We start from the raw sequence: 21040 nt of genomic DNA, 5'->3' as shown, positions 1-21040 counted from the left end.
GCAAACTCCTTTGATTATCCAATTTGGCTGAGCATGGTTGGCGACCACTTGGGGCTGACCAACCCGCTTTTGTCAAAGCCCATGCGGGTCATGGTCTCGCCGTGGTATTGCCAGAACGCTTCATGAATATCGGCGGGCATTTCGTCGCGCCATGCGCCAACTTTGCCGCGGCGGAAGAAGTGCGGCCAGCGTTCGTGCAGTTCCTCGAAGGTGGGTGGGCGCACATTCGCCGAGGGCGGAGCAAGGTTGAGCGTTTCCATGGCGCCGGTGATGGCTTCGACCGGGTTTTGGATGAGATGGGCGAAATAGATGGTCGCGGTTGGCGCTGGGCGGGCGTGCCAGGTTTCCACATGTGTGCCCCAACCGCCGTGTCGCCGGTCGTGTGTTTTGAGCAAGGCACGGGGCAGCGTGCGCGGATGCTGGAAGCGTGCATGCCAGCCCGCTTGCCCAAGTGAAGGGAGCACCAAATGCCACATGACCGTGCGGGGGTCGAGCAACCCGAAGGCTTGTTTGAAAAGGCGCAAGCGTTTGGCGTTTGTTTGGGCGTGGAAAATCAAGAAACGGGTGTACGAAACAATCGCGTCTCGCCCGTCGCGCACCAGGTAAATGGCGGGGCGATTATCTGTGGGCAGGTCGTGTGTTTTGACGAAGTGAATGGCGTCGTCACGGTCGAGGTCGTCGAAATGGCGCGGCAAAGGGGCGACGCCAATCGTGTCGCTCATATCGTTGGCGAGAAAAAAGTTGTCGCCCGACTTTGAGTAGGTGTTGATGCCGTACATGCGATGGAGCATGAGACGGCAGAATGTGCTTCCTGAGCGCGGGTAGGATGCGAGCCAGATAATCATTAAACAAACTCCTTTATGCGGTTTGCGGGGTTGGCGCGACTGGATGACCGACGGCGGCGGCGACCGCGCGCACATCATGCATCAGCGCGGTAAATTCCCGGTACGTCAGTGATTGAGGTCCGTCCGACCAGGCGTGTGATGGGTCCGGGTGGACTTCGATCATCAGCCCGTCGGCGCCGGCGGCGACGCCCGCCAGCGCCGCGGCGCGCACGTAGGCGCGTAGCCCCACCGCGTGGCTTGGGTCTACGATGACGGGGAGATGCGTCCAGGCGTTAAGCACGGGCACAGCGTTGACATCGAGGGTGTTGCGTGTGGCGTTTTCAAAGGTGCGAATGCCCCGCTCGCAGAGAATGACCTGGTGGTTGCCGTGCGACATGATGTATTCGGCGCTCATCAGCCATTCCTTGATGGTGGACATCATGCCGCGTTTGAGCAGGACGGGTTTGCCCGCTTCCCCCACGGCGTGCAGGAGTGGGAAGTTCTGCATGTTGCGCGTGCCGATTTGCAGAATATCGGCATATTGGGCGACCAGCGGCACTTGTTCGGGCGCCATGACTTCGGTCACGATGGGGAGCCCGGTTTGTTCGCGGGCTTCGGCGAGCAATTGCAAGCCACGTTCTCCCCAGCCTTGAAAACTGTATGGCGAGGTGCGCGGTTTGAAGGCGCCGCCCCGCAACATGTGCGCGCCTGCTTCGCGGACGGCGTGGGCGGTGTCCAGAATTTGCTCGCGGCTTTCAACCGAGCATGGACCGGCGATGACAGTGAGATGCCCGTCGCCAATGCGCACGCCGTTCACGTTCACAATGGTGTCCTGTGCTTGGAAGTCCCGACTGGCGAGGCGGTAGGGTTTTTCAACGTTCGCCAGCCGCAGGACGCCGGGAAGCCCCTCGAAAACGGGGGGTTCGATGTCGTTGGTGTCGCCGAGAATGCTGATGAGCACATGCCCGTTGGCTTGTGAAATGGCGGTGCGAAAGCCGAGGCTTTCGGCGCGCCCGACGACGTAGAGAATATCGTCCTGGGTTGCTTGGGGTGACATAATCACAATCATGGCAAACTCCTTTTGAGTTGGTGGATTATTGGTTTTTCTGAAACTCAGTTGTCCAGACGAAATGTGACGAACGCGCTCATATTCCAGCGCAAGCGTTCATCAATGTTGGTGGGGCGGACCAGGACGGTGTACATGGTGACGTTTTGCTCATCTTTCCCTTGCAGGCGGATATGTTCGATAGTGCCCTGGAATGAGGTGCCCGGCAGGGCTTCCACTTCGATGGTCACGGGCATGCCTTCGCGTAGGTGCACCACGTCGTACTCGCTCAGGTCTTGGGTTTTGATGAGCCAATCGGACGTGTCGGCAAGCCAGAGCACGGTTTGTGTGGTGCCAACCGTTTGCCCCGGCATAGCGTCCACCTGGGCGACAACGCCGTCGAAGGGGGCGCGCAGTTCCAGGTTGCTGAGCGCGGCGGCGGCTTTGGCGACACCGGCGCGGGCGGAGTCAACGGTGGCTTGGGCGGCTTCCAGTTCAGGGGCGCGGGGACCAGCCATGATGAGTTTCAATTGGGCTTCGGCTTCGCGCACCTGGGCGGCGGCTTCGCGAACGTCGGGGCTGTTTTCATCGATTTGAAGCGCTTGCAGTGCCACCTGGGCGTTCAGGATTTGCGCCTGCGCTGCGGCGAGTTCGGATTCGCTGGGTGGTTTGGTGAGCAAATCGTACTGCGCTTTGGCGGCAATGTAGGCGTTCGTGGCGAGTTCGAGGTCGCGGGATTCGGTGCGTGTGCCGATAGCGGCGTCCCACGCCACTTCATCGTAGCGGGCTTGCGCCAGGCGCAATTCGGCTTCGGCGTTGGCGAGTTCGGCGCTCGCCTGGATGAGGGCTTCTTCTTCCGGACCGGCTTGGAGTTCATCGAAGGCGGCTTGGGCGGCTTCCAGGCTGGTGCGGGCGGCGGCGAGTTGGAGCGGGTCGGCGCGTTCAAGCACCTGGTCGAGACGGGCTTGGGCGGCGTCGAGTGCGGCTTGGGCGGCGTCAATTTGTTCCTGGCGCGGACCGGCAATCAGCAGTTCGTAGTCGGCTTGCGCGACGCGCAAGGCGGCTTCGGCTTGGGCGAGTGCCGCACGGGCTTCTTCATCTTCCAGCCGCGCGATGACTTGCCCGCGTTGCACGGGTTCGCCTTCACGCACCAGGATTTCGGCAATGCGCCCCGTGGTGACGAAACTGAGCGGGGCTGATTGAATCGGCACCACGAACGCCTCCACTGTGATTTCGTTGGGGTTGGTGGGAACGATGAGTTCAAGGTTGTTGGTGCGTGGTGATGGTGTGGTGGCGGTGGTGGTGTTCAGTTGCGGCAGAATCATCCAGCCCGCCAGCCCAATGATGAGCCCAACGAGAAAGAGCAGTGTAATGGTTGACCAAAATCGTTTCACGGGTATGCCTCTCTTTTCTTTCAAGCAGTTGAAGGCAGCGAGATGGGCGCAATTTCGCCCCGCTCATGCCAGGCGTATACATGCTGGGCGATGTTTTCTGCGCGCCAGAGAGCGATGTCCATGCAGAGTAGACGCAACATGTCCGCAGGGAGCAGGCGCTGGGCGGCGTCCACCACCAGGTCTATCGCCTGTCCCAGTTCTTCGATGGTGTAGGGCGGCGGTGGTGGCGTGATGCAAAAAATGCGCTCGTGGGGTGTAGGGCGGCGTTCTTCATCCGCGTATTTCAGTTCTTCGTGCAACTTTTCGCCCGGACGCAAGCCGATGTAGTGGATAGGGATGTCTATGTGGGGACGCAGACCTTTGATGCGAATCATGCGCTCGGCGAGGTCGCGGATGGCGATTTCTTCCCCCATGTCGAGCATGTAGCATTCCCCGCCGGTGGTGTAGGCGCTGGCTTGAATGACCAGGCTCACCGCTTCGGGGATGCTGATGAAAAAGCGGTGCATATCGGGATGGGTGATGGTGACTGGGCGATGCCGTTCGATTTGGTGGGCAAAGGTCGGCACAACACTCCCCCGACTGCCGATGACGTTCCCGAAGCGCACAGCGGTGAAGTGTGTGTCGGATACGGATTGCATGGCGTGAATCCAGCGCTCGCCGATGCGTTTTGTGGCGCCCATGACGCTGGACGGGTTGACGGCTTTGTCGGTGGAGACGAAGACGAAGCGTTGCACGCCGTACTGCGCGGCGAGTTCGCTTACGGTGCGCGTGCCCAGCACGTTCGTCAGGATGGCTTCTTCGGGGAAGCGTTCCATCATCGGGACGTGTTTGTAGGCGGCGGCGTGGTACACAACCGCTGGGCGGTGTGTGCTGAACAGGTGTTCAAGTTTGCGGCGTGATGTCACACTGCACAGGTAGGTGTCAACGGTGATGTGTGGCAGTTCGGCTTGCAGACGAATGCGTAAATCGTGCAGTCCCGATTCGTCAATGTCGAGCAGAATAAGGCGGCGGGGGGCGAGGGCGGCAATTTGGGCGGCGAGTTCGGAACCGATGGAACCGCATGCGCCGGTGACGAGCACCACCTGGTTTTCAATCACACGGCGGCAGTCCAGTTCGTCAATCGTGGCGGGGTCGCGGTTGAGTAAGGTATCGGGTTCGATGTCGCTGAGGTCGGCGAGGTCGAGTTGTACACCGCTGACGAGTTGCAGGGTGCTGGGCAAGACCTTGATTTGCACATTCGCCTGATAGCAGAGGTCCAGCACGCGCTGAAAGGCGGCACGGTTGTTGAAGCGTTGCGCAATGACCACCATATCCACGTTGTCTTCTTCGACGGCTTCGGGCAGGGTGGCGATACGCCCCAGCACTGGCAGTTCTTCAACGCTCATCGCCTGGTTTTCGTCGGCGTCGTCGAGGAAGCCCACAACGATGTAGCGCCCCAGCAGGTCGTTTTGGAGCGAGTGCGCCAGTTGGCGCGCGCCATGGTTGACGCCCACGATGAGGACACGGGTCCGCGTGGGGCGGGTGTACTGGTAGCGGCGTGCACGCGGGTTGAGCCAGGCCAGCACAATGCGCCGAAAGTGCACGATGGCTTCAAGGAGCAGGACCAGCAAGGGCGCGACAAGGTGGACGCTGGTCGGCAAGCGTGCCGGCGTCGGCCAGAGCAGATGGAGCGCCAGCAGCATAGCGGCGGCGGTGAGCGTGCTTTCCGCCAGGCGCATGACTTCGCGCAGGCTGGCGAACACCCAAAGGCGGCGGTAGTTGCCAAAGGCGAAATTGGCGGCGATGTAGAGCAGGGTGGCGTAGAGGCTCCACCGCAGCCAGATAGACCAGTAGGCGCTGGGGATATGGCCGTCGAAACGCAATGCTAATGCGACCAGATACGCCATGGGCACAATTGCCAGATCAAGGAAAATGCGGCGGATATGACGTTGTGCAACGGGTCTTGGTTTTTTGAACATGGTGCTCCCTTACTTGCTTCCTTACTTACTTGGATTGCGCGTGGCAGATGGCGACAACGTTGGCGACCATCGCGCGGTAGGCGTCGCCTTCTGGTCCGCGCATGATGGATGCGAAATCAATCGCTTGTGGCTTGCTCCAAGTCCACCAGAACAACCCATTGACGCCTGGGGTTTCGCACGCCCGTGTGGCTTTGGCTTGCATTTCTTCGGGGGATGGAAATGGTCCAAAAGCGCCGCCCCCAATGGCTTGCAATAGCAACATGTAGCGCATGTCGGGGTCGCCGGCGCGTGCCGGTTGCAGGTTCGCCAGTTGGTCTTGCAGATAGGTCGTCACGTCGCCAAAAGAGCGTTCTTTGTTCAGATAGAATGTTGACATAACAATGTCGGCAACACCTGGTTCGATGATGGGCGGCACATAGCCCGCGTTGATGGCGGTGGGGATTGGTCCCAAAACTTCGTAGGAGCGTTGGGTGGCGGCGCGCAGTTCCTCAGCACTGATGGGCGTGCCCCCCCAGTTGGTGGGGTCGAACGGCTCATCCATGAGCATGTGAGCGTAGAATGTGTCGGCGTAGGCGTCGAGCCCCAGCCCGCGGTAGGCTTCTAGCGCGGCGGTGAAGGCGTCCAGGTCGAAGGGGCAGGCGCGCCGACCTTTCTCCGCGTAGCAATCGGGGTTGACCATTGCCTCGGCTGGCAGCAGATTGAGCACCACTTTCAGCCCTTCTTGGCGCGCCGCTTCCAGGTAGGCGATGGCGTCGTTGGGGTTGTGGGCGGCGTAGAAGACGATGTCGAACCCATACGAGGCGACTTCCGCCAGGTCGTTTGGTGGCACGCCCCAGACGCCCACGAGTTTGCCGCCCTCTGTCGGCGGGCGTGTGGCGGTGGCGGTGGCTTGCGCCTGCGGCGTCGGGCTGGGCGACGCCCCCACAGTGGGCGTGATGGCGCTGGCGGGGGTTGCCGATGCCGTGGGGGTCGGCGATGGGGCGATGGGCGTGCGTGTGCGGCGGGGCGGCGGCGTGCGTGTTGGGCGGCGCGTTGGTTCAGGCGCTTGTGTGGCGGTGGGCGTAGGCGCGGGGCGTCCTACCTGCACCAGGTCAAAGAGTGTCAGGCAGGTAAAGAGCAACGCCATCAAGAGCACCCCTGCGCCAAAGGCAATGAGGTGTGTGCGTGTGATGCGGTTGGTGAGTCCGTCGGGTTGTTGGTTCAACCGTCTATCCTTTCTGCGCGTCAGGCGCGGGCAACAACGGCGCCCCAGCAGTCAATATCCAACAGGTCAAGCACGTCGCGGGCTTCAATAGTCGCTGAGAGGCGACTGGTGCCGGACGTGACGGCGAGCAACGCCCCGTGTGCATGGCGGACAGTTTCGACGCTGACGGGCGAATGCAGCAGTGAGGGGGATGCCAGAATGACCACGTCGGCGTGTTCGCGCAGGGCGTGCAACACCTCGTCAAGTGAGGTGGTGTCGTCCCACACGGCGGTATGCAGGTTGGGAACGCTGGTGGGGTGCAGGCGGAGTTGGTGCGTTTCTTCGGCGTCTGCTTCAATGCCAAACCATTCGTTCAAGTGCGAGCGGGCGTCCGTGTTGAGGAGCACCACGCGTTCCCCCCGTTCCGCCCAGCCGGCGGCGAGATTGGCGGCGACCACTGCTGAGGCGTCGTTTTCATCCGGCGCGGCGACGGCGATGGTGTGCGGCACACCGTTGGCGCTGACGCCGTTGGCTTCCAATTGGCGGCGGCAGTGTTGGGCAAGCGCCCACCACGCCCCCACTTCTTGCGTGCGCCAGGGTTGCCCCGGTGTCGCGCGACGCCAGCCCTGCTTGGGGGTGTGGATTTCGACCAGCACCGGCATACCGGCTTCGCGTTCGAGCGATGCGCCCGAATAGACGGCGTCGCGCATGAATTCGCGCAGGAAGATGACGCCGCCCACCAGCAGAACGCCGAGCGCCCCCACAATCAGCGTCAACAGAAGCCAGGTGGGGTCGAGTTGGGTGGGCACGGCGGCGGCTTCAACCGGCACGACAAAGTTGCGCACGCGCAGGGTGGGGAGCGTTGCCAGTTGGCGCGCGATACCGTTGGCGATATCAGCCGCCAGCCGCGGGTCGCTGTGCGAGACTGTAATCTCGATGAGGTGGGTGTCTTGCACGATTGAGGTGGAAATGGCGTTTTTGAGGCTCGCCGGTGATGTATCCAGCCCCAGTTCGGCGATGACAGCGTCCAGGACGGGCGCGCGCGTTGCCAAATCGGCGTAGGTGGACGCAAATTCATCGGCAAGGTTGATGTAGGACGTGTTCTGGTCAACCGTTGCCACGTCGCCGCCGACCGCGATGGTTGCCGTTGCGGCGTAGCGGGGCAGGTAGCCCAGCCAAATGCTGGCGCCAACCCCGACCAGCAAGCCGGCGAGCAGCCCCAAGAGGAGCGAGCGCCAGTGCCGAATAAAAATGTATGCGTAATCTTGTAATCCCATGAGCGGTTGTGTCCTTTCTGCGAACGATTATTTGTGCGCGACCGGCATTTGTGTCGGCGGTTTGCGGAAGCGGTCGAGCACCAGCACTTTGAGCGTGGTCAGGATGAGTGTGATGTCGCGCCAGAGCGAGTGGTCGCGGATATAGTCCATATCGAGTTCGACTTTGGCGGGCAGGACTTTTTCCAGGTAATCGCGGTCAATGTTTTCGGGGTCGGTGAGCAAATCCTCTTCGTGTCGGAAGTAAATTTGCGTCAAACCGGTCAGTCCCGGCTTCACGTCGAAAATGCGTTTTTGCTCGTCCGTGTAGCGCTCGTAGTAGTAGGGCGCTTCGGGGCGTGGTCCCACAAAACTCATATCGCCTTTGAGAATGTTCCAGAGTTGGGGAAATTCATCCAGGCGCGCATCACGAAGCAGGCGACCAATGGGCGTGATGCGTGGGTCGTCGTCGTAGGTGACGGCTGGTCCCGTTTTTTCGGCGTCCACCACCATGGTGCGAAACTTGTACATGGTGAAGATGCGCCCGTGCTGACCAACACGCCGCCCGCGGTAGAAAACGGGACCGGGCGATGTCAGTTTGATGAGCAGCGAGACGATAAGAAAGTAGGGGCTCAGCACAATCAGCCCGATGCTTGCCATGAGAATGTCAAATGCGCGTTTGAGCATGATTTACCTCCGATAGTGGTGTGCAATGGCACGGGTGGCTTCGATGACTGAGAAAACGTCTTCTTCCGTCATGGTGGTGTAGAGCGGTAGCGAGATAGCCTGGTCGAAAATGGCTTCCGCTACGGGAAAATCGCCCCGCTGATAGCCGAACGTGTCGCGGTAGTAGGGGTGCAGGTGGACGGGAATGAAGTGCACCGATGTGCCGATGTTGGCTTCGCGCAGTTTTTCGATAAAGGCGGCGCGGTCAATACGCAGGGTTTCGGGGCGTAGCCGCAAGATGTAGAGATGCCAGGCGTGCTCCACGTCGGCGCGAGTGGTGGGCAGTACAAATGTGTCCATGTCGGCGAAGGCTTCGTTGTACAGCGCGGCATAGTGACGGCGCACTTCGATGAAGTCGTTGAGGCGGCGCAGTTGGTGCAAGCCGATGGCGGCGGCGATGTCGGTCATGTTGTACTTGTAGCCCGCGGCGGTGATTTCGTAGTACCAGGTGCCTTTGTCCGAGTAGCGCGCCCAGGCGTCGCGGTTCATGCCGTGCAGGCGCAGGGTGCGCATGGTCTCGGCAAGGTCGGCGTCATTGGTGGTGACCATGCCGCCTTCGCCGGTCGTCAAATTCTTGGTGACGTAGAAGCTGAACGCGGTTGCGGTGCCGATGCTCCCAATCATCTTGCCGCGGTAGCGCGCCCCGACGGCGTGGGCGGCGTCTTCGACGATGGGCAGGTTGTGGGCGGCGGCGATGTCGAGCAGTTCATCCATGCGGCAGGGGTGTCCCGCCATGTGGACGGGGATGATGGCGCGGGTGCGGGGGGTGATAGCGCGTTCCACGGCGTGCGGGTCAATGTTGAAGTCGTCGGCGCGCACGTCGGCAAACACGGGGCGTGCGCCCAGGTGCACAGCAACATTGGCGGTGGCGGCAAAGGTGAGCGGCGTCGTGATGACTTCATCGCCGTCGCCAATGCCCAGTGCGGCAAGCGCCAGGTGAAGCCCCGCCGTACAGGAATTGACGGCGATGGCGTCGGTGGCGTTGGTGTAGGCGGCAAAGCGTTTCTCAAATTCGATTGTTTTGGGACCCATGCTGAGCCAGCCGGAGCGGAGCGTGTCCACCACTTCGGCGATTTCCGCCTCGGTGATGTCGGCGCGTGCATAGGGCAGAAAGTCGGCGCGTCGCCAGTTGGTTTCTTGCGGTATCTGTGTCATGCGGACCCTCCTTGTTCGCTATAGGGCGTGGGGACGCCCGGCGCCGGCGCATGGGCGGCGAGTGAGAGCACATGTTGCACGCGCCGTAGCGTGTCGTTTTCGGGGTAGCGGTGTGTCAGAGCCTGCACGGCGCGCCGTGTCAGGCGGTTGGTGAGCAGGGTGGAAGCGATGGGGCGTAGCCGTACGGCAAAGGTAAGCGGCTCGAACACGAAGCCCATATGCGCTTTGAATTTGTCCAGCCCTTGCCAACTTGAAAGCCCGGCGGGACCAAAGCTGACGGCGCGAATCCCCGGCGTGCGCATCCATGTTTGCGTGAGCGCAAAAATCAGCGCCGGACTGCTGTGCTTTTTCAGGTAGGCGGCGCGGGACATGGTGTGCAAGATGTTGACCACACCGTCGGCGACGAAGAGCGCGGCGTATGACGCCAATTCACCCTCCACGAACGCCCCCCAGGCGTGCGCCCCGTCGCAGACTGTGCCGGCGTGGCAGAAGCGCGCCCACTTTTGGGCGTTGCTGAGCATAGGGTCGTCGCGGCGTTGGCGGGCGAGCGATTCACGATTGAGCGCCAACCCCTCTTGTTGCAAACGTTCAAACGAAATCGGGCGCACTTCGCACTGTTCCAGCCCGCGGCGCACTTTGCGGCGCTGGGTGGATTGCAGGCTGGGGAAGTCGTAGTTGGCGTCGCGCACGATGTAGAGCCCCCCGTTCGCTTCGGCGTCGGTGGGCGGGAGCGAATACTTCAAGCCCAGCAAGGAAGGGCGTCGCCACAAGTGCGCCAGTTCGTCGGGCGTGGGGTGGCGTGTTTCGTAGGGGGGGACACGCACAAAAAAGCCGTGCCCCACGCCATACCAGACGCCGCTGGCGGTGGTTTCGACGTCATAACCGGCTGTTTGCAAAAAGTGGGCGATTGGCGCGTAGGTCATGCAACACTCTCCAGACTTGGCATGGCTTGCGATGGCAAGGGTGCCAGGATTGATTGCGGGTCCAGATGGAGCCGCTCGCGGATGAGGCGGCGATACATCAGGTCGGTTTTCCAGAAGAAAAAGCGTTCGTCGAATTGGTTGATGGCGCGTTTGCGGGCGGCTTGTCCCATGGCGCGGGCTTCTTCGGGATGATACAGGATGTGGTAGATGGCGTCGGCGACGGCGCGTGAGTCGTACAGCGGCACGAGCAAGCCCGTCACGCCATGCTCCACGGCTTCGTTGTTGCCGCGGGCGTCGGTGGCGACGGCGGGGACACCCATTGCGGCGGCTTCCATCAGCACACGGGGAATGCCCTCGACGCCGTGCGAAGGCAGGACAATGGTGTTCAGAATGCTCAACAATTCGGGAATGTCGTCGCGATAGCCCAGCAACAAAACGTCGTCTTCCAGCCCGTATTCCCGAATCATTTGCTGGGGGGAGATGATGTTTTCCCCCTGGCGTGGTGTGCCCACCACAATGTACTTAGCCGGCACGCCGCGCGATTTCAGCAAGCGTGCGGCTTCGATAAACTCAAAAATGCCTTTTTCGCGCACCAGCCGCCCCATGTAGCCCACCACGAACTCGTTGGGGCGAATGCCGAGCGAGGCGCGCAGTTGCATTTGGGCTTCGCGGGTGTGGTGTTGGGGGTCGAAGCGGCTCAGGTCAATCCCGTTGCCCAGAAATTCAATTTTTGACGGGGGACAAATACCGCGCGTCGTCATCGTCTGGATGTCGGCGTGGTTTTGTGAAAGAATGCCGTGCGAAAGTTTCGAGCCCAGCGTTTCGATCGCTTTGAAGAAGCGGTATTGCCTGGGGGACATGAGTGTATCATGCAGATAAAGCCCGTGGATGGTGTGAATGATGATGGGCACGCCGGCAATAGCGGCTGCCAGCCGCCCCAGCAAGCCCGGTTTGACGGTATGCGTATGCACAATGTCGAACCGTTCTCGGCGGAAGTACCGCACCAGTTGGAGCAATGAGCGTAAATCGGTGAGCGGTGTGATGGCCGGGTCGAAACGCACGATTTTGACACGCACGCCATCCAGGATGGTGGTGTCGTGGGTCAGCCAGCGCCCCGGTGGGCAGACCGCATGCACCTCGTAGCCTTGCGCTTGCAAATAGCGCATGTAATTGCCGAGATGCACCCGTAAGCCCACGTCCAGATTGTCGAGATGAACAACTTTGATACGCCTCACTGTGCTTCCTCCTCTTGTTTTAGATTGTTTGGGCATGCGCAATGGATGCTGTTTGCGTGAGTGAATGGTCAACCTGCTTGTATTCGCGGGTGAGCAATTGCGTGTGCAGACAAATAGCCGCGAAGAGAACCCAAAGCGGTCGCCCGTGGGTGGCTTCGTGGGTGGTGGACATGAGCATGATGCCCAGAAGCCCCGCCAGGAGCGCCATGGTCGTCCAATAGTTGGCGGATGTGCGTCCCAGGCGCAGGGCGGTGGCGAGTGCGAAGAAGAGTTCGCCGAAGAGAATCATCAACCCGACGAAACCAATCAACCCACGTTCCACGAAAAAAGCCACGTAGTCGTTGTGCATGCCGCCGCTGACCACTTCTGCGGACATGTTGGCGCCGATGCCCAAGGGGCTTTCTTTCATCGCTTCAAGCCCCCCTTGCCAGATGGCGGTGCGTTTTTGCAGTTTGTCGGCCAGCCGGACATAGGCGAAGGCGAAATCTTGTTGCGAGAATTGGTCGAAGAGCATGGGACCAACAACAGGCGTCAGTGCGGCGAGCAGGCTGGTGCTGATGGCGAGCATGGCAACCAACAAGAGCAGCGCCCGTCCTTGTTTCATCAGCCAGGCAACGCCCAGCACGCCAAGCCCCAAAAGCGCCCCCAGCAATGCCCCGTTGGAGCCTGTCATCAGGATGGCGAGCAAGAAGATGAACCCCACAGGCCATTTGAGCCAGGTGTACTTGCCCAGCGGCAGGGCAAGGAAGAGATACATGGCCAGGAGCAGATAGCCGCCGGCGGCGTTCGAGTTGGAGAACGTGCCGCTGGCGCGCCCAATGCTTTGCAAGAAGGCGTCGGGGTCGGTTTTGCGTAGCGCGAGTGCGGCGTTTTTGCCGCCTTTGGGTGTCAGGAAGGCGATGCGTAGCCCCAGTCGGCTCAGAATGATGTACATCGCGCTGAGTGCGGCCGTGCCGGTCAGCACGAGCATGAAGCGGTTATAGGCGTCGCGTGTGATGAAAGCGTTGACCAGGGTCAGGAAAAGGATGTAGAGATAGATTTCTTGTACCACCGCGAGCATGACCGTTGAGAAGCCCAGCAATGTAAGCGTACCCAGTAACGTACCGACGAAAATGAGCCACATGCCCAACGCCAGCGGGAGATGAACGCGGGCGCGTTCTTTCCAGATGAGCAGCCACACAATCGCCATGGCCGCCATCATGGCGGCGTCGCCGGGTCCCAGGCTTTTCACCGTGAACCGTTCCAGCGGCATCATCAGCCCGAAAATCATCAGCAGAATGAGTGTCCAGCGTCCGCCTCTCATTCAATTTCTCCTTTCGCGGCAGAAAACGCCCAGGCTTCGGTTGCCGGCAGGCGAAGCAGACGGCGCACCGGCGTGGGAACGCGGCGGATACGCAAGATACGCAGAAGGTGTACCGTTTCTTGTGGCGAGAGTGCCCGCAACCCAATCACGCCGCTGGTGTAGGCAATTACCCCAACGGCGATGGTCAGCGGCAAGGGCAGGGTGGCGCGCACCAGCCAGACCACGCCCCCCATCAACAGCGCCGCCGCCAGTAAGCGCCCCAACGAATGCCACGGAATAGGCTCGTCCAGTTCGCGGCGAATCGCCCACCAGAAGCCGGCAAACACCGCAATTTCGGAGAGCACACTGCTGTATGCCGCGCCCATGTAGCCAAAGCGGGGAATCAGCCAGAGGTTCAAGCCCACGTTGAAGGCGGCGCCCAGCCCCATCATCAGGGCGCGCACGTTTTGCTTGTCGAGAGCGGTGAGCGTGAGCCCTAGCGATGTGTCCCAGAAGCGCAACAGCGTCATCAGCGCCATGAGTTGGAACGCGGTTGCCGCTACCATGAATTGCGCCCCAAAAATGAAGCCAATCAGCGGGGCGCTCAGCAGCCAGCCGCCAACACTGATGGGAAGCGCCAGCGCGGCTTGGAGTTTCATCGTGGGGCGCACGTACTTCACGACGCCGCGCCCTATTTGCCCGTACTGGCGGGCAATGAGGGGGAGCATGGCGACACTAAACATGCGCGCCAGGACGTTCAGGCGGTAGAACAGAATGCTGGCAACCTCATACAACCCCACTTCGACGGTGTTCCGCAGGTAGGAAAGCAGCAGAATATCCACACGTGCGAAGATGGGCGACATGGCCATGCTGAACGCATACGGCAAGGTTTTGCGCCCAAGTTGGCGTTGCAGGTGCATGTCGAACCGCAGGCGCGGCCATTGCCCCCAATGACGACGGTAGAGCCAGGTGCTACTGCCCAGCCCAACCAGGCGCGAGATGACGTAGACGACGAAGATTGTCATAAATGGCAAGTGTAGAATGAGCACAACCGCGCCGACGATGAAGAAGGCGGTTTCTTGCAGAATGATGGCGAACGCCGAAAGGTCCATGCGTTCGTGCCCACCAAATCCCGCGTTGAGGATGTTGCCCCACGTGTCAATCGCCATGGCGACCGCCGCCAACGCGACCGCTTCAACAATCATGCTGGGGTAGCCCAAGAGCCAGACGATGGTGGGCATGGTGATGATGCCGATCGCCCCCAAGCCCAGGCTCATGGTGAGCGCATTGCCAACGTAGGGGTGTACGTGCTCGCGGTGGAATCCAATATCGCGAACGAGCAGAAGCAAAAGCCCCATGTGGTTGAGAACGCCGAACGTCATCACGAATGTGAGGACGAACGAAAACGCCCCCACTTCTTCCACACCGCGGAAGCGGGCAATCGCAACCACGATGAGAAACTTCGAGACGCTGACCGCCAGGAAGTTTGCCAGTTGTGCCAGGCTGTTGCGTGTGACGCGCTGGGCGTCATTGAGAGATGGGTTCATTACAGGTATCCGAGGCTCTTCAATTGCGCGATGAGGTCGTCATCGAGTGTTTGTTCCAACACATTCACATCCAAGGGGTTGATGCTTTCTACCCACTCGGTCAACATGGCGTGCAACTGCGCGGCGCGTTCAGGCATGTGAGCGATGCGGTTCGTTGTTTCGCGCGGGTCGCTGGCGAGGTCGTAGAACTCGTGTGCGCCGTCGCCGCGCCAGATAAACTTTTCCTGCTCGGTGCGAATGGCGCGCAATGGTTGTTCCAATGCTGTCGTGTCAAAGTCGGGCGTCAGGCGCGCCAGCCGCTGCACATTGGGCGCGGGGTCTTCGCTCACTGCGAAGGAGAGCGGGGCTTGTGCGACATGCGACGGCCACAAAGCGCGACCGCGCACGTCGTTGGGCACGTCATCAGGCGTGAGCCCCACCAAATTGAGCAGAGTGGTAAAAATCTCGGTTGTTTGCACCAGCGAGGGCACGCGTTCGCCGCCGTGAGCGTATTCGGGATGGCGCATGATGAGCGGCACATGGATGAGCGGTTCGTACATGGAGTTGCCGTGCCCCGTGAGCGCGTGTTCACCCAGGTGCTCGCCATGGTCGGCGGTGATGATGATCAACGTATTGTGCAGCAAACCGTCCTCGGCGAGTTGGTCGAGCAATTGCCCGATGGCGTGGTCCAGAAAGGCGATTTCGCCGTCGTAGTAATCGGTCAGCATATCCAGGTATGCGTCGGTGGCTTCGATTTCGCCCGTGATGATTTTGTGACCGTCCATCCCGAAGACCCAGGGCGATGGGCGTCCTTCGCGTGTGGGTGTAAACCCACGATGGCGAAAGTAAGGCCAGTGGGGGTCGGCAAAGTGAATGACGGCGAAAAAAGGCGTTTCATCGTCGGCATTGAGCCAGCGACGGGCGTTTTGGCTCAGGCGTTTGGTCATTTTGCCTTGCGTGTCAGCGGTCAGGCGTTTTTCGATATGGCGGGCGAGTTTTTCGATGCGCGTGGTTTGGGGGAACCAGCGACGCAGGGGCTTGTATCCGCGCACTTCGGTTTCAAAGCAATCAAAGCCCCGCTGGAAGCCAAACGTGCGGTTGATCCAGCCGCCGGTGCCGAACATGGCGGTGCGGTAGCCGGCTCGTTGCATGACCTCGCCCAGAGTGGTCCAATGGGTGTCCAGGAACTGGTGCAGAAAGGATGTGCCATGTTGGGAAACGAACAGACCTGTGTAGATGGACGCCATGGTGGGCAGTGTCCAGGATGATGGCGAGATGCATTGCTCGTAGAGCACGCCCGTTTCGGCAAGTCGGTCGAGGGTGGGGCTTGTCGGGCGTTCGTAGCCATAGCACGACAGATGGTCGGCGCGTGTGGCGTCCATAATGAGCATCAGGACGTTGGTCATGGTTTTTCCCTTCTTCACTGGTTTGTTTGCAAAGTGATGTCAGCAGTGCCGGCGCGGATGATGTCGAGCGAGTCGGGCCCGTGGTTGAAGAGTAAATCAATGACCGCCATGTAGGGTATGAACTCACCATGGTGTTGGGAGTAGACGGGGTGGCAAAAATCGTTGTATGAGACGGTGAGCCCCCGCTCGGCAAAGATGGATTCGTCCAGGTACTCACGCCCCATGGGGCCTGAAAGGTATTCCGTGCCCCCAACCGCCGCCGTCAAGTCGGCAAGCAGTTGGCTGCTTTTGCCTTCAACGCCCAATGCAGAAGCCGTGTAAAGCGGTCGCTCAATCCCCAGGAGCGCCATGATGCACTGCATGAACGCAATGTTGAGGTCGGCAATTTTGTGCCATGGGCGTTCGTACATGGCGTGAATGGCTGGGGCGTAGGTCTCAAAATAGGGCGCGCGGCGGTAGTTCTGCTCAATGGATTTCCAGTGCGATTTTTGCCAATTGCGCTCGCTCTCAATTTCCACGTCGCAAATGCGCTGGTGATAGCGCCCTTTGGTGCGCACAGGCACTGACAGCCACATGCTGCCGTTGGCTGTGCGGATGCGGTTGCGCCGCACAAAATCGCGCTTTGCCATTTGGACATTGTCCAGGATGACCCACGCATCGGCGTTGAGCATTTTGTTGTAGTACCCGAGATAGCCGATATGTTCAGGCTGGTGAATGGCGATGCGCATGCAAAACCTCCATTTGGGATTGAGAAGCGGATGAGCGTGGACGCATGAACTGGTCGAGTGTTTCATGCCGCCAGTGCGCCCACGGTGCGGGGTCATCCGCCAGATAGGTGTTGAGCAGCGCCGCAAAATGCGTGAGGGGGGCTTCAAGCGGCGTGTCGCGGGAAACGGAGATGGGCGGGTGAAAGATCATGTCGTAGCCCACAGTGCGCCGTCGAAAGAAAAAGGGAACAATGGGTAGCCCAAGCCATTGCGCCAGGCGCACAGGCCCCGTTTTGAGCCGCAGTGTGCCGTTCAGGAACGGAATGTCGGCGACGTGCGGCGGTTGCAGGCGGATGGTCTCATCGTCCAGTGCATCACCCAGAATCATCAAGGCTTTGCCGGCTTGCGCGGCTTGCAGCAGGCGGCGTTGTGGCAAACCGTTGGTGGTGAGAATGTCGAACGAGCGATGCGCATAATTGCGTACGGGATAGACGATGCGGCGATAGACCTCGGAAGCGTTGGCGGGCATGTCGTACCCCAGCACGCCCAGGGTGGGAATGTTCTGGTGTTCCAGCATGTGCAGTGCAGGATACCCGTTCAAGCCGTAGTGCGCGCCCAGCAGGATGAAACTTTGCCGGCGTGCAAGCAGGGGCTGAACATGCTCAAGCCCAATAGGCGTTGCCAGGCGGGTCAGTTCTGCACGGCGGAGTTTGGGGAGCATATCGTTGAGCAACTTGTTGTAAGCCGTCTCACGAAAGAGATCGCGCGCGAGGCGGTCGGTCTCTGCGCGTCCCAAGCCCCATGCCATGTTGCGCCGTGTGTGGGCGGCGTCGGCGCGCGAGATGGTGTACCAAATATCGCCCAAGATGCGCGCGATGCGTGCGGCGCGCGGCAGGCGATGGCGTATTGGCATGGTGCGCCACGCCAGGGTCGCGCCAACAAACGCCAGATGTGGAAGGTCGGAAAAATGGAACAAGCGTGTCATGCGGAAACCTCGGAATATGGTTGCAACGATGCCAGGTGCTCAGCGATGGGCGCAAAGGTGAAGTCGTTGAGCAAAGTGCTCAGTTTGTCGGCGACCGACCGCCGCCCCAGCCCTTGGGAGAGCCGCAAGCGCCACGGCACGTGGTGCGGAATGCTGGCGAATTCGTCCGGGTCGAGTTCGTAGGGGTGGAGATAGACGACGGCGGGCATGCCTTCGGCTTCCAGGCGTTGGAGTGCGCGGCGGGTGAGGGCGTAGGGAAACAGGCGGAAGTAGCCGCCGCCGGCAACAGGCCAGCGCCGACCGCCCCATTCGATGGTCGAGAGCGGGACTTCCCACAAGCCGTTGTCCAGCATGTGGATGCGGCGCGGCTTGTCCGCCATGCCGTAGCGCGGTGTGCGCACGGGAAAGATGCTTGAATCGTAGAGCAAGCCCGCTTCTTTCAGGATGTCGAACGCCCAGGGCGTCTCCGCCGTCACCGAAAAGTCGGGCGCACGGTAGCCGCGTACCGCTTGCCCCGTGCACGCTTCCAGCAAGGCAACCGAGCGCGTCAGTTCGTCGGCAAAGCGATGTGCCCCGATGGCATAGACGGGGCGGTGAGAGTAGCCGTGTGTGGCAATCTCATGCCCTTCAGCCGCCATTTCGGCCACCAGCGCGGGAAAGGCTTCGGCGAACATGCCTTGCACGAACATGGTGGCTCGCACATTGTGGCGGCGCAACAGGTCGAGCAGACGGCGCATGTTGTCGGCGGCGCGTTCGGTCATGGGCAGGTCGAAGTTGAGTGTGGATTGCGGCCAGTCTTCGACGTCAATTGTGAGCATGTGGGTCATCTGTGCCATAGGGCGCACAACTTCCTTTGGGTTAGGCGGGTTGTTTTGCCGCAACGAAGGCTTCCATGCGGGCAATGGTTTCAAAGTTTTCTTGCATCACTTCATGGTCTTCGATGGCAATGCCAAAGCGTTCTTCGAGGAACGTGATGAGGCGCAACAGCGCCAGCGAATCCAGAATGCCACTGGAAATCAGCGATTCATCGGGCGCGATGGGGTCTTGGCGCATTCCCAAAAGCAAATCGTCGAGAATGAATTGTTCGATCACTTTGGCTGTCATAAGAACTCCTCCATTTGATTGATGATTGACGGGCACGATCTGCTGGACGTGGTTAGATGAAAAGGCGTTCCAGCGGTTTCATGCGGATGGGTATGTGTGTGGTGCCGGTGTTGGTGCTGTCTTGCCTGGCGAGATGCAAAAAGTTTTCGGCGCGATGGGTGGTGGCGGCGGCGGCGAGCGCCAATTCGCGCTCGTTTTCGGGCAAAAAGCGCATCAGGCGTTGCGCCAGGGCAAGGTCCATGCCCTCTTCGCCGTCCATGTGCCCAAATGAAATGGCGCGAATGAAGGCGTAATATTGCTTGACCTGGTTGGTGTAGATGCGGCGGTATGCCTGGGCGCGTTGCGGGCGTTTGAGTATGGATTCAATCGCCCAGGCGCAGACGGTGGCGTTGAAGAAAGCGGCTTGCACCCCCTGCGAGAAGATGGGGTCTACGAAGCCGGCGGCGTCTCCGACGCAAAAGAAGCGGTCGCCGGCGATGGTTTCGTTGTAGTAGGAATAATCGGGGCGCACGGCGAGCGAGCCGGGGATGAATTCAGCGCCTTCCAGCAAGTCGCGCAGGTAGGGAATGCCGGCGCAGGTCTCCAGGAAGTAGTGTTCCAGCCCCTCTTTGCCCTTGCCTTTGCGCACATCATCTTTGTTGATGACCAACCCCACGCTGGTTTTGCCGCGCAACACAATGTGCCACGCCCAACCGTCGGCGAACGACAGCACGAACGTCACCGGGCGCACATCGTGAACATCGGTGTCCGGGTAGGCGTGGGCGTCCACGCCAAGGAAGCGAGCGTTGCGGAAGTACCCCCAAATGCCAACATAGTGCCCGCCTTTCCCGACGAGTTTGCGGCTTTGGCATTTGCTCGCCATGAGCGTTTGATAGCCGGTTGCGTCCACCAGGTAGCGACAGCGAATCGCGCCTTCTGTTTTGGCGGCGTTGCGGTGGTCGTGATAGGTGACGGTGACGCCGTCGTCGTCAATATCCACGTCCTGCGCGGCGACTTTTTCAAACACGCGCACGCCTTCTGTTTCGGCGTGGCGCAACAAAATCTCGTCGAAGCGGTCGCGCTCGACGTGGAGCCCACTGCCGCCTGTGATACCAAATTCAGAGAAGGAAATCTGATGCAGGCTATCGTTCCAGGCAATGATGCCGCCCATTTTTTTGACGAATTGTTCTTCGCGAATGGCATCTGCAACGCCGAGCAAGTCCAGAAACTTCCAGACGTGCGGCAAAACGCTTTCGCCAACTTGCGGGCGGGGGTGTTGGGCTTTTTCGAGCAGGACTACATCCAGGCCGGCGCGCTGCAACAGCGTGGCGGCGCTGCTTCCAGCGGGGCCGCCGCCGGCGACAACAACATCGCATGTGGGGGGAAGAACGGTTGCACTCATGTTGATGCTCCTTGTGGGGCGCTGTTTGGATGTGCGAGGTCATACGCATAGCGGTGCGCCAGGGGCCAGGTTGCCCATGCCAGCAGGTGGGCGTAGCGTGGCAGCGCCTGTTCCCATGCCCGGTCGGCGCGAATGTGCACGGCGCCGGCGCGGCGCATACGGTTGCCGCCAATGCCATGACCACCTTCAAACGGTGCGCCTGTGTGCAATCGGTTGATGACCGGTTGCATGTCAATGTTCAAAAAGCCCCCAATCTGTTGCAGGGTGAGTGCAGGTGTGCCGGTCAGGTCTTCGTAGCGAATGCGTTTGACCGGGATATGGGGGTATGCCGCGCGGGTGCGTTCCACCGTGGCATGCGCCATCATCCAGCCGATGAGTACGCGCAACATGGCGGTGCGGCGTGTGGGGGCGTGCCCTTCTTGTTCCAGGCGGCGGTTGGAGCCGCGGAAGGTGGCGTAGAGAATGGCGCGCGGGTCGCGCACGAGGTGGATGATGCGCACCGGCAAGTGTGTGGTGCGAATGAGCGCGGCGGTGCGTTCGGCGGTGTTGCGCGAGTTTTTGGATGAATCGAGTACCATGCGCGCGCCCGTCTGGTGAGCGATGGCTTGAAAGATGGTGCGCCAGAGCAAGCCGTAGGCTTCATCGTTGCGTGGTGAGCCGCCCAGCCAACGCGGTGTTTCGGTGCGGCGGGTGAGGTGTTCGGCTTCGGCTGGGGTGGTGTGGGCGGGTAAGTGGTTCAGCACGTAGGACCAGATGGCGCAGGCGTCCAGGGGTTGCCCGCACGAGCAGGGGGTTCGCGCTGCGGCGGCTTCAAATATCTCGGTGAGTTCGCCCGCGCCGAAGATGTACGGGTGGGCGTTCAGCAGAATATCCAGCAAGGTTGAGCCACTGCGCCCATAGCCCGCGATATAGACAATGGTTGGTTCGGCGGTGTACGTGCTCACACGGTCTCC

19 protein-coding genes are annotated in these 21040 nt (G+C 60.6%); all 19 read right to left on the bottom strand.

Going from position 1 to position 21040, the window contains the following annotated elements; genetic code table 11:
- Positions 1-14 precede the first annotated feature (14 nt).
- The 19 genes from SE16_RS05535 to SE16_RS05445 are packed head-to-tail and all read right to left on the bottom strand — an operon-like array spanning position 15 to position 21031.
- Entirely contained in the window at positions 15-845 is an 831-nt protein-coding gene (locus SE16_RS05535) for a sulfotransferase domain-containing protein (RefSeq protein WP_054493125.1), read from the bottom strand.
- Between the two features lie 13 nt (positions 846-858).
- Positions 859-1893: a 3-deoxy-7-phosphoheptulonate synthase gene (gene aroF, locus SE16_RS05530; RefSeq protein ID WP_060687325.1), complete on the bottom strand. Its 1035-nt coding sequence runs from the start codon at positions 1891-1893 to the stop codon at positions 859-861.
- Between the two features lie 44 nt (positions 1894-1937).
- Positions 1938-3263, bottom strand: a complete 1326-nt coding sequence (locus tag SE16_RS05525; RefSeq protein WP_054493124.1) for an HlyD family secretion protein — start codon at positions 3261-3263, stop codon at positions 1938-1940.
- Between the two features lie 20 nt (positions 3264-3283).
- Positions 3284-5221, bottom strand: coding sequence for a polysaccharide biosynthesis protein (locus tag SE16_RS05520; RefSeq protein WP_054493123.1), 1938 nt, complete (start codon positions 5219-5221; stop codon positions 3284-3286).
- Positions 5222-5246: 25 nt separating this feature from the next.
- Entirely contained in the window at positions 5247-6425 is a 1179-nt protein-coding gene (locus SE16_RS05515; protein ID WP_060687323.1) for a hypothetical protein, read from the bottom strand.
- Between the two features lie 20 nt (positions 6426-6445).
- Positions 6446-7681, bottom strand: a complete 1236-nt coding sequence (locus SE16_RS05510; protein WP_054492676.1) for a hypothetical protein — start codon at positions 7679-7681, stop codon at positions 6446-6448.
- A 27-nt stretch (positions 7682-7708) separates the two neighbouring features.
- Positions 7709-8344, bottom strand: coding sequence for a sugar transferase (locus SE16_RS05505; RefSeq protein ID WP_082374168.1), 636 nt, complete (start codon positions 8342-8344; stop codon positions 7709-7711).
- 3 nt (positions 8345-8347) lie between these two features.
- Complete coding sequence (locus SE16_RS05500) at positions 8348-9538, bottom strand: DegT/DnrJ/EryC1/StrS family aminotransferase (RefSeq protein ID WP_054492677.1); 1191 nt, start codon at positions 9536-9538, stop codon at positions 8348-8350.
- Positions 9535-10461 (bottom strand): hypothetical protein, encoded by a 927-nt coding sequence (locus tag SE16_RS05495; RefSeq protein WP_054492678.1) that lies wholly within the window; start codon positions 10459-10461, stop codon positions 9535-9537. Before SE16_RS05495 ends, SE16_RS05500 begins: the two co-directional genes overlap by 4 nt.
- A complete protein-coding gene (locus SE16_RS05490; protein WP_054492679.1) occupies positions 10458-11696 on the bottom strand; it encodes a glycosyltransferase family 4 protein in 1239 nt (412 codons plus the stop codon). The genes SE16_RS05495 and SE16_RS05490 overlap by 4 nt, the downstream gene beginning before the upstream one ends.
- Before the next feature lie 19 nt (positions 11697-11715).
- Positions 11716-12999 (bottom strand): O-antigen ligase family protein, encoded by a 1284-nt coding sequence (locus SE16_RS05485; protein ID WP_054492680.1) that lies wholly within the window; start codon positions 12997-12999, stop codon positions 11716-11718.
- The gene (locus SE16_RS05480) at positions 12996-14525 is read right to left on the bottom strand and encodes a flippase (RefSeq protein WP_054492681.1); all 1530 of its coding nucleotides are present in this window, start codon (positions 14523-14525) and stop codon (positions 12996-12998) included. Before SE16_RS05480 ends, SE16_RS05485 begins: the two co-directional genes overlap by 4 nt.
- Positions 14525-15910 (bottom strand): sulfatase family protein, encoded by a 1386-nt coding sequence (locus SE16_RS05475; RefSeq protein WP_054492682.1) that lies wholly within the window; start codon positions 15908-15910, stop codon positions 14525-14527. The genes SE16_RS05480 and SE16_RS05475 overlap by 1 nt, the downstream gene beginning before the upstream one ends.
- A 14-nt stretch (positions 15911-15924) precedes the next feature.
- On the bottom strand, positions 15925-16638 hold the full coding sequence (locus tag SE16_RS05470; RefSeq protein WP_054492683.1) for a WbqC family protein: 714 nt from the start codon (positions 16636-16638) through the stop codon (positions 15925-15927).
- Positions 16613-17602, bottom strand: a complete 990-nt coding sequence (locus SE16_RS05465; RefSeq protein WP_054492684.1) for an LpxL/LpxP family acyltransferase — start codon at positions 17600-17602, stop codon at positions 16613-16615. The genes SE16_RS05470 and SE16_RS05465 overlap by 26 nt, the downstream gene beginning before the upstream one ends.
- A complete protein-coding gene (locus tag SE16_RS05460; protein WP_054492685.1) occupies positions 17599-18438 on the bottom strand; it encodes a DUF3473 domain-containing protein in 840 nt (279 codons plus the stop codon). The genes SE16_RS05465 and SE16_RS05460 overlap by 4 nt, the downstream gene beginning before the upstream one ends.
- Before the next feature lie 22 nt (positions 18439-18460).
- Entirely contained in the window at positions 18461-18706 is a 246-nt protein-coding gene (locus tag SE16_RS05455; RefSeq protein WP_054492686.1) for an acyl carrier protein, read from the bottom strand.
- A 52-nt stretch (positions 18707-18758) separates the two neighbouring features.
- The gene (locus SE16_RS05450) at positions 18759-20087 is read right to left on the bottom strand and encodes an NAD(P)/FAD-dependent oxidoreductase (RefSeq protein ID WP_054492687.1); all 1329 of its coding nucleotides are present in this window, start codon (positions 20085-20087) and stop codon (positions 18759-18761) included.
- Positions 20084-21031, bottom strand: a complete 948-nt coding sequence (locus tag SE16_RS05445) for a sulfotransferase family protein (RefSeq protein ID WP_060687321.1) — start codon at positions 21029-21031, stop codon at positions 20084-20086. Before SE16_RS05445 ends, SE16_RS05450 begins: the two co-directional genes overlap by 4 nt.
- Positions 21032-21040 lie beyond the last annotated feature (9 nt).

Source organism: Ardenticatena maritima (genome assembly GCF_001306175.1).
GTDB lineage: Bacteria > Chloroflexota > Anaerolineae > Ardenticatenales > Ardenticatenaceae > Ardenticatena > Ardenticatena maritima.
The sequence above is the reverse complement of the archived record's forward strand: the minus strand, read 5'-3'. Positions and strand labels throughout refer to the sequence as shown.

Excerpts from the sequence above, each read along its gene's own strand:
- SE16_RS05500 (WP_054492677.1), bottom strand. The coding sequence starts at position 9,538 with ATGACACAGATACCGCAAGAAACCAACTGGCGACGCGCCGACTTTCTG.
- SE16_RS05475 (WP_054492682.1), bottom strand. The coding sequence starts at position 15,910 with ATGACCAACGTCCTGATGCTCATTATGGACGCCACACGCGCCGACCAT.
- SE16_RS05450 (WP_054492687.1), bottom strand. The coding sequence starts at position 20,087 with ATGAGTGCAACCGTTCTTCCCCCCACATGCGATGTTGTTGTCGCCGGC.
- SE16_RS05485 (WP_054492680.1), bottom strand. The coding sequence starts at position 12,999 with ATGAGAGGCGGACGCTGGACACTCATTCTGCTGATGATTTTCGGGCTG.
- SE16_RS05455 (WP_054492686.1), bottom strand. The coding sequence starts at position 18,706 with ATGACAGCCAAAGTGATCGAACAATTCATTCTCGACGATTTGCTTTTG.
- SE16_RS05465 (WP_054492684.1), bottom strand. The coding sequence starts at position 17,602 with ATGACACGCTTGTTCCATTTTTCCGACCTTCCACATCTGGCGTTTGTT.
- SE16_RS05510 (WP_054492676.1), bottom strand. The coding sequence starts at position 7,681 with ATGGGATTACAAGATTACGCATACATTTTTATTCGGCACTGGCGCTCG.
- SE16_RS05495 (WP_054492678.1), bottom strand. The coding sequence starts at position 10,461 with ATGACCTACGCGCCAATCGCCCACTTTTTGCAAACAGCCGGTTATGAC.
- SE16_RS05520 (WP_054493123.1), bottom strand. The coding sequence starts at position 5,221 with ATGTTCAAAAAACCAAGACCCGTTGCACAACGTCATATCCGCCGCATT.
- SE16_RS05505 (WP_082374168.1), bottom strand. The coding sequence starts at position 8,344 with ATGCTCAAACGCGCATTTGACATTCTCATGGCAAGCATCGGGCTGATT.
- SE16_RS05470 (WP_054492683.1), bottom strand. The coding sequence starts at position 16,638 with ATGCGCATCGCCATTCACCAGCCTGAACATATCGGCTATCTCGGGTAC.
- SE16_RS05535 (WP_054493125.1), bottom strand. The coding sequence starts at position 845 with ATGATTATCTGGCTCGCATCCTACCCGCGCTCAGGAAGCACATTCTGC.
- SE16_RS05460 (WP_054492685.1), bottom strand. The coding sequence starts at position 18,438 with ATGGCACAGATGACCCACATGCTCACAATTGACGTCGAAGACTGGCCG.
- SE16_RS05480 (WP_054492681.1), bottom strand. The coding sequence starts at position 14,525 with ATGAACCCATCTCTCAATGACGCCCAGCGCGTCACACGCAACAGCCTG.
- aroF (WP_060687325.1), bottom strand. The coding sequence starts at position 1,893 with ATGATTGTGATTATGTCACCCCAAGCAACCCAGGACGATATTCTCTAC.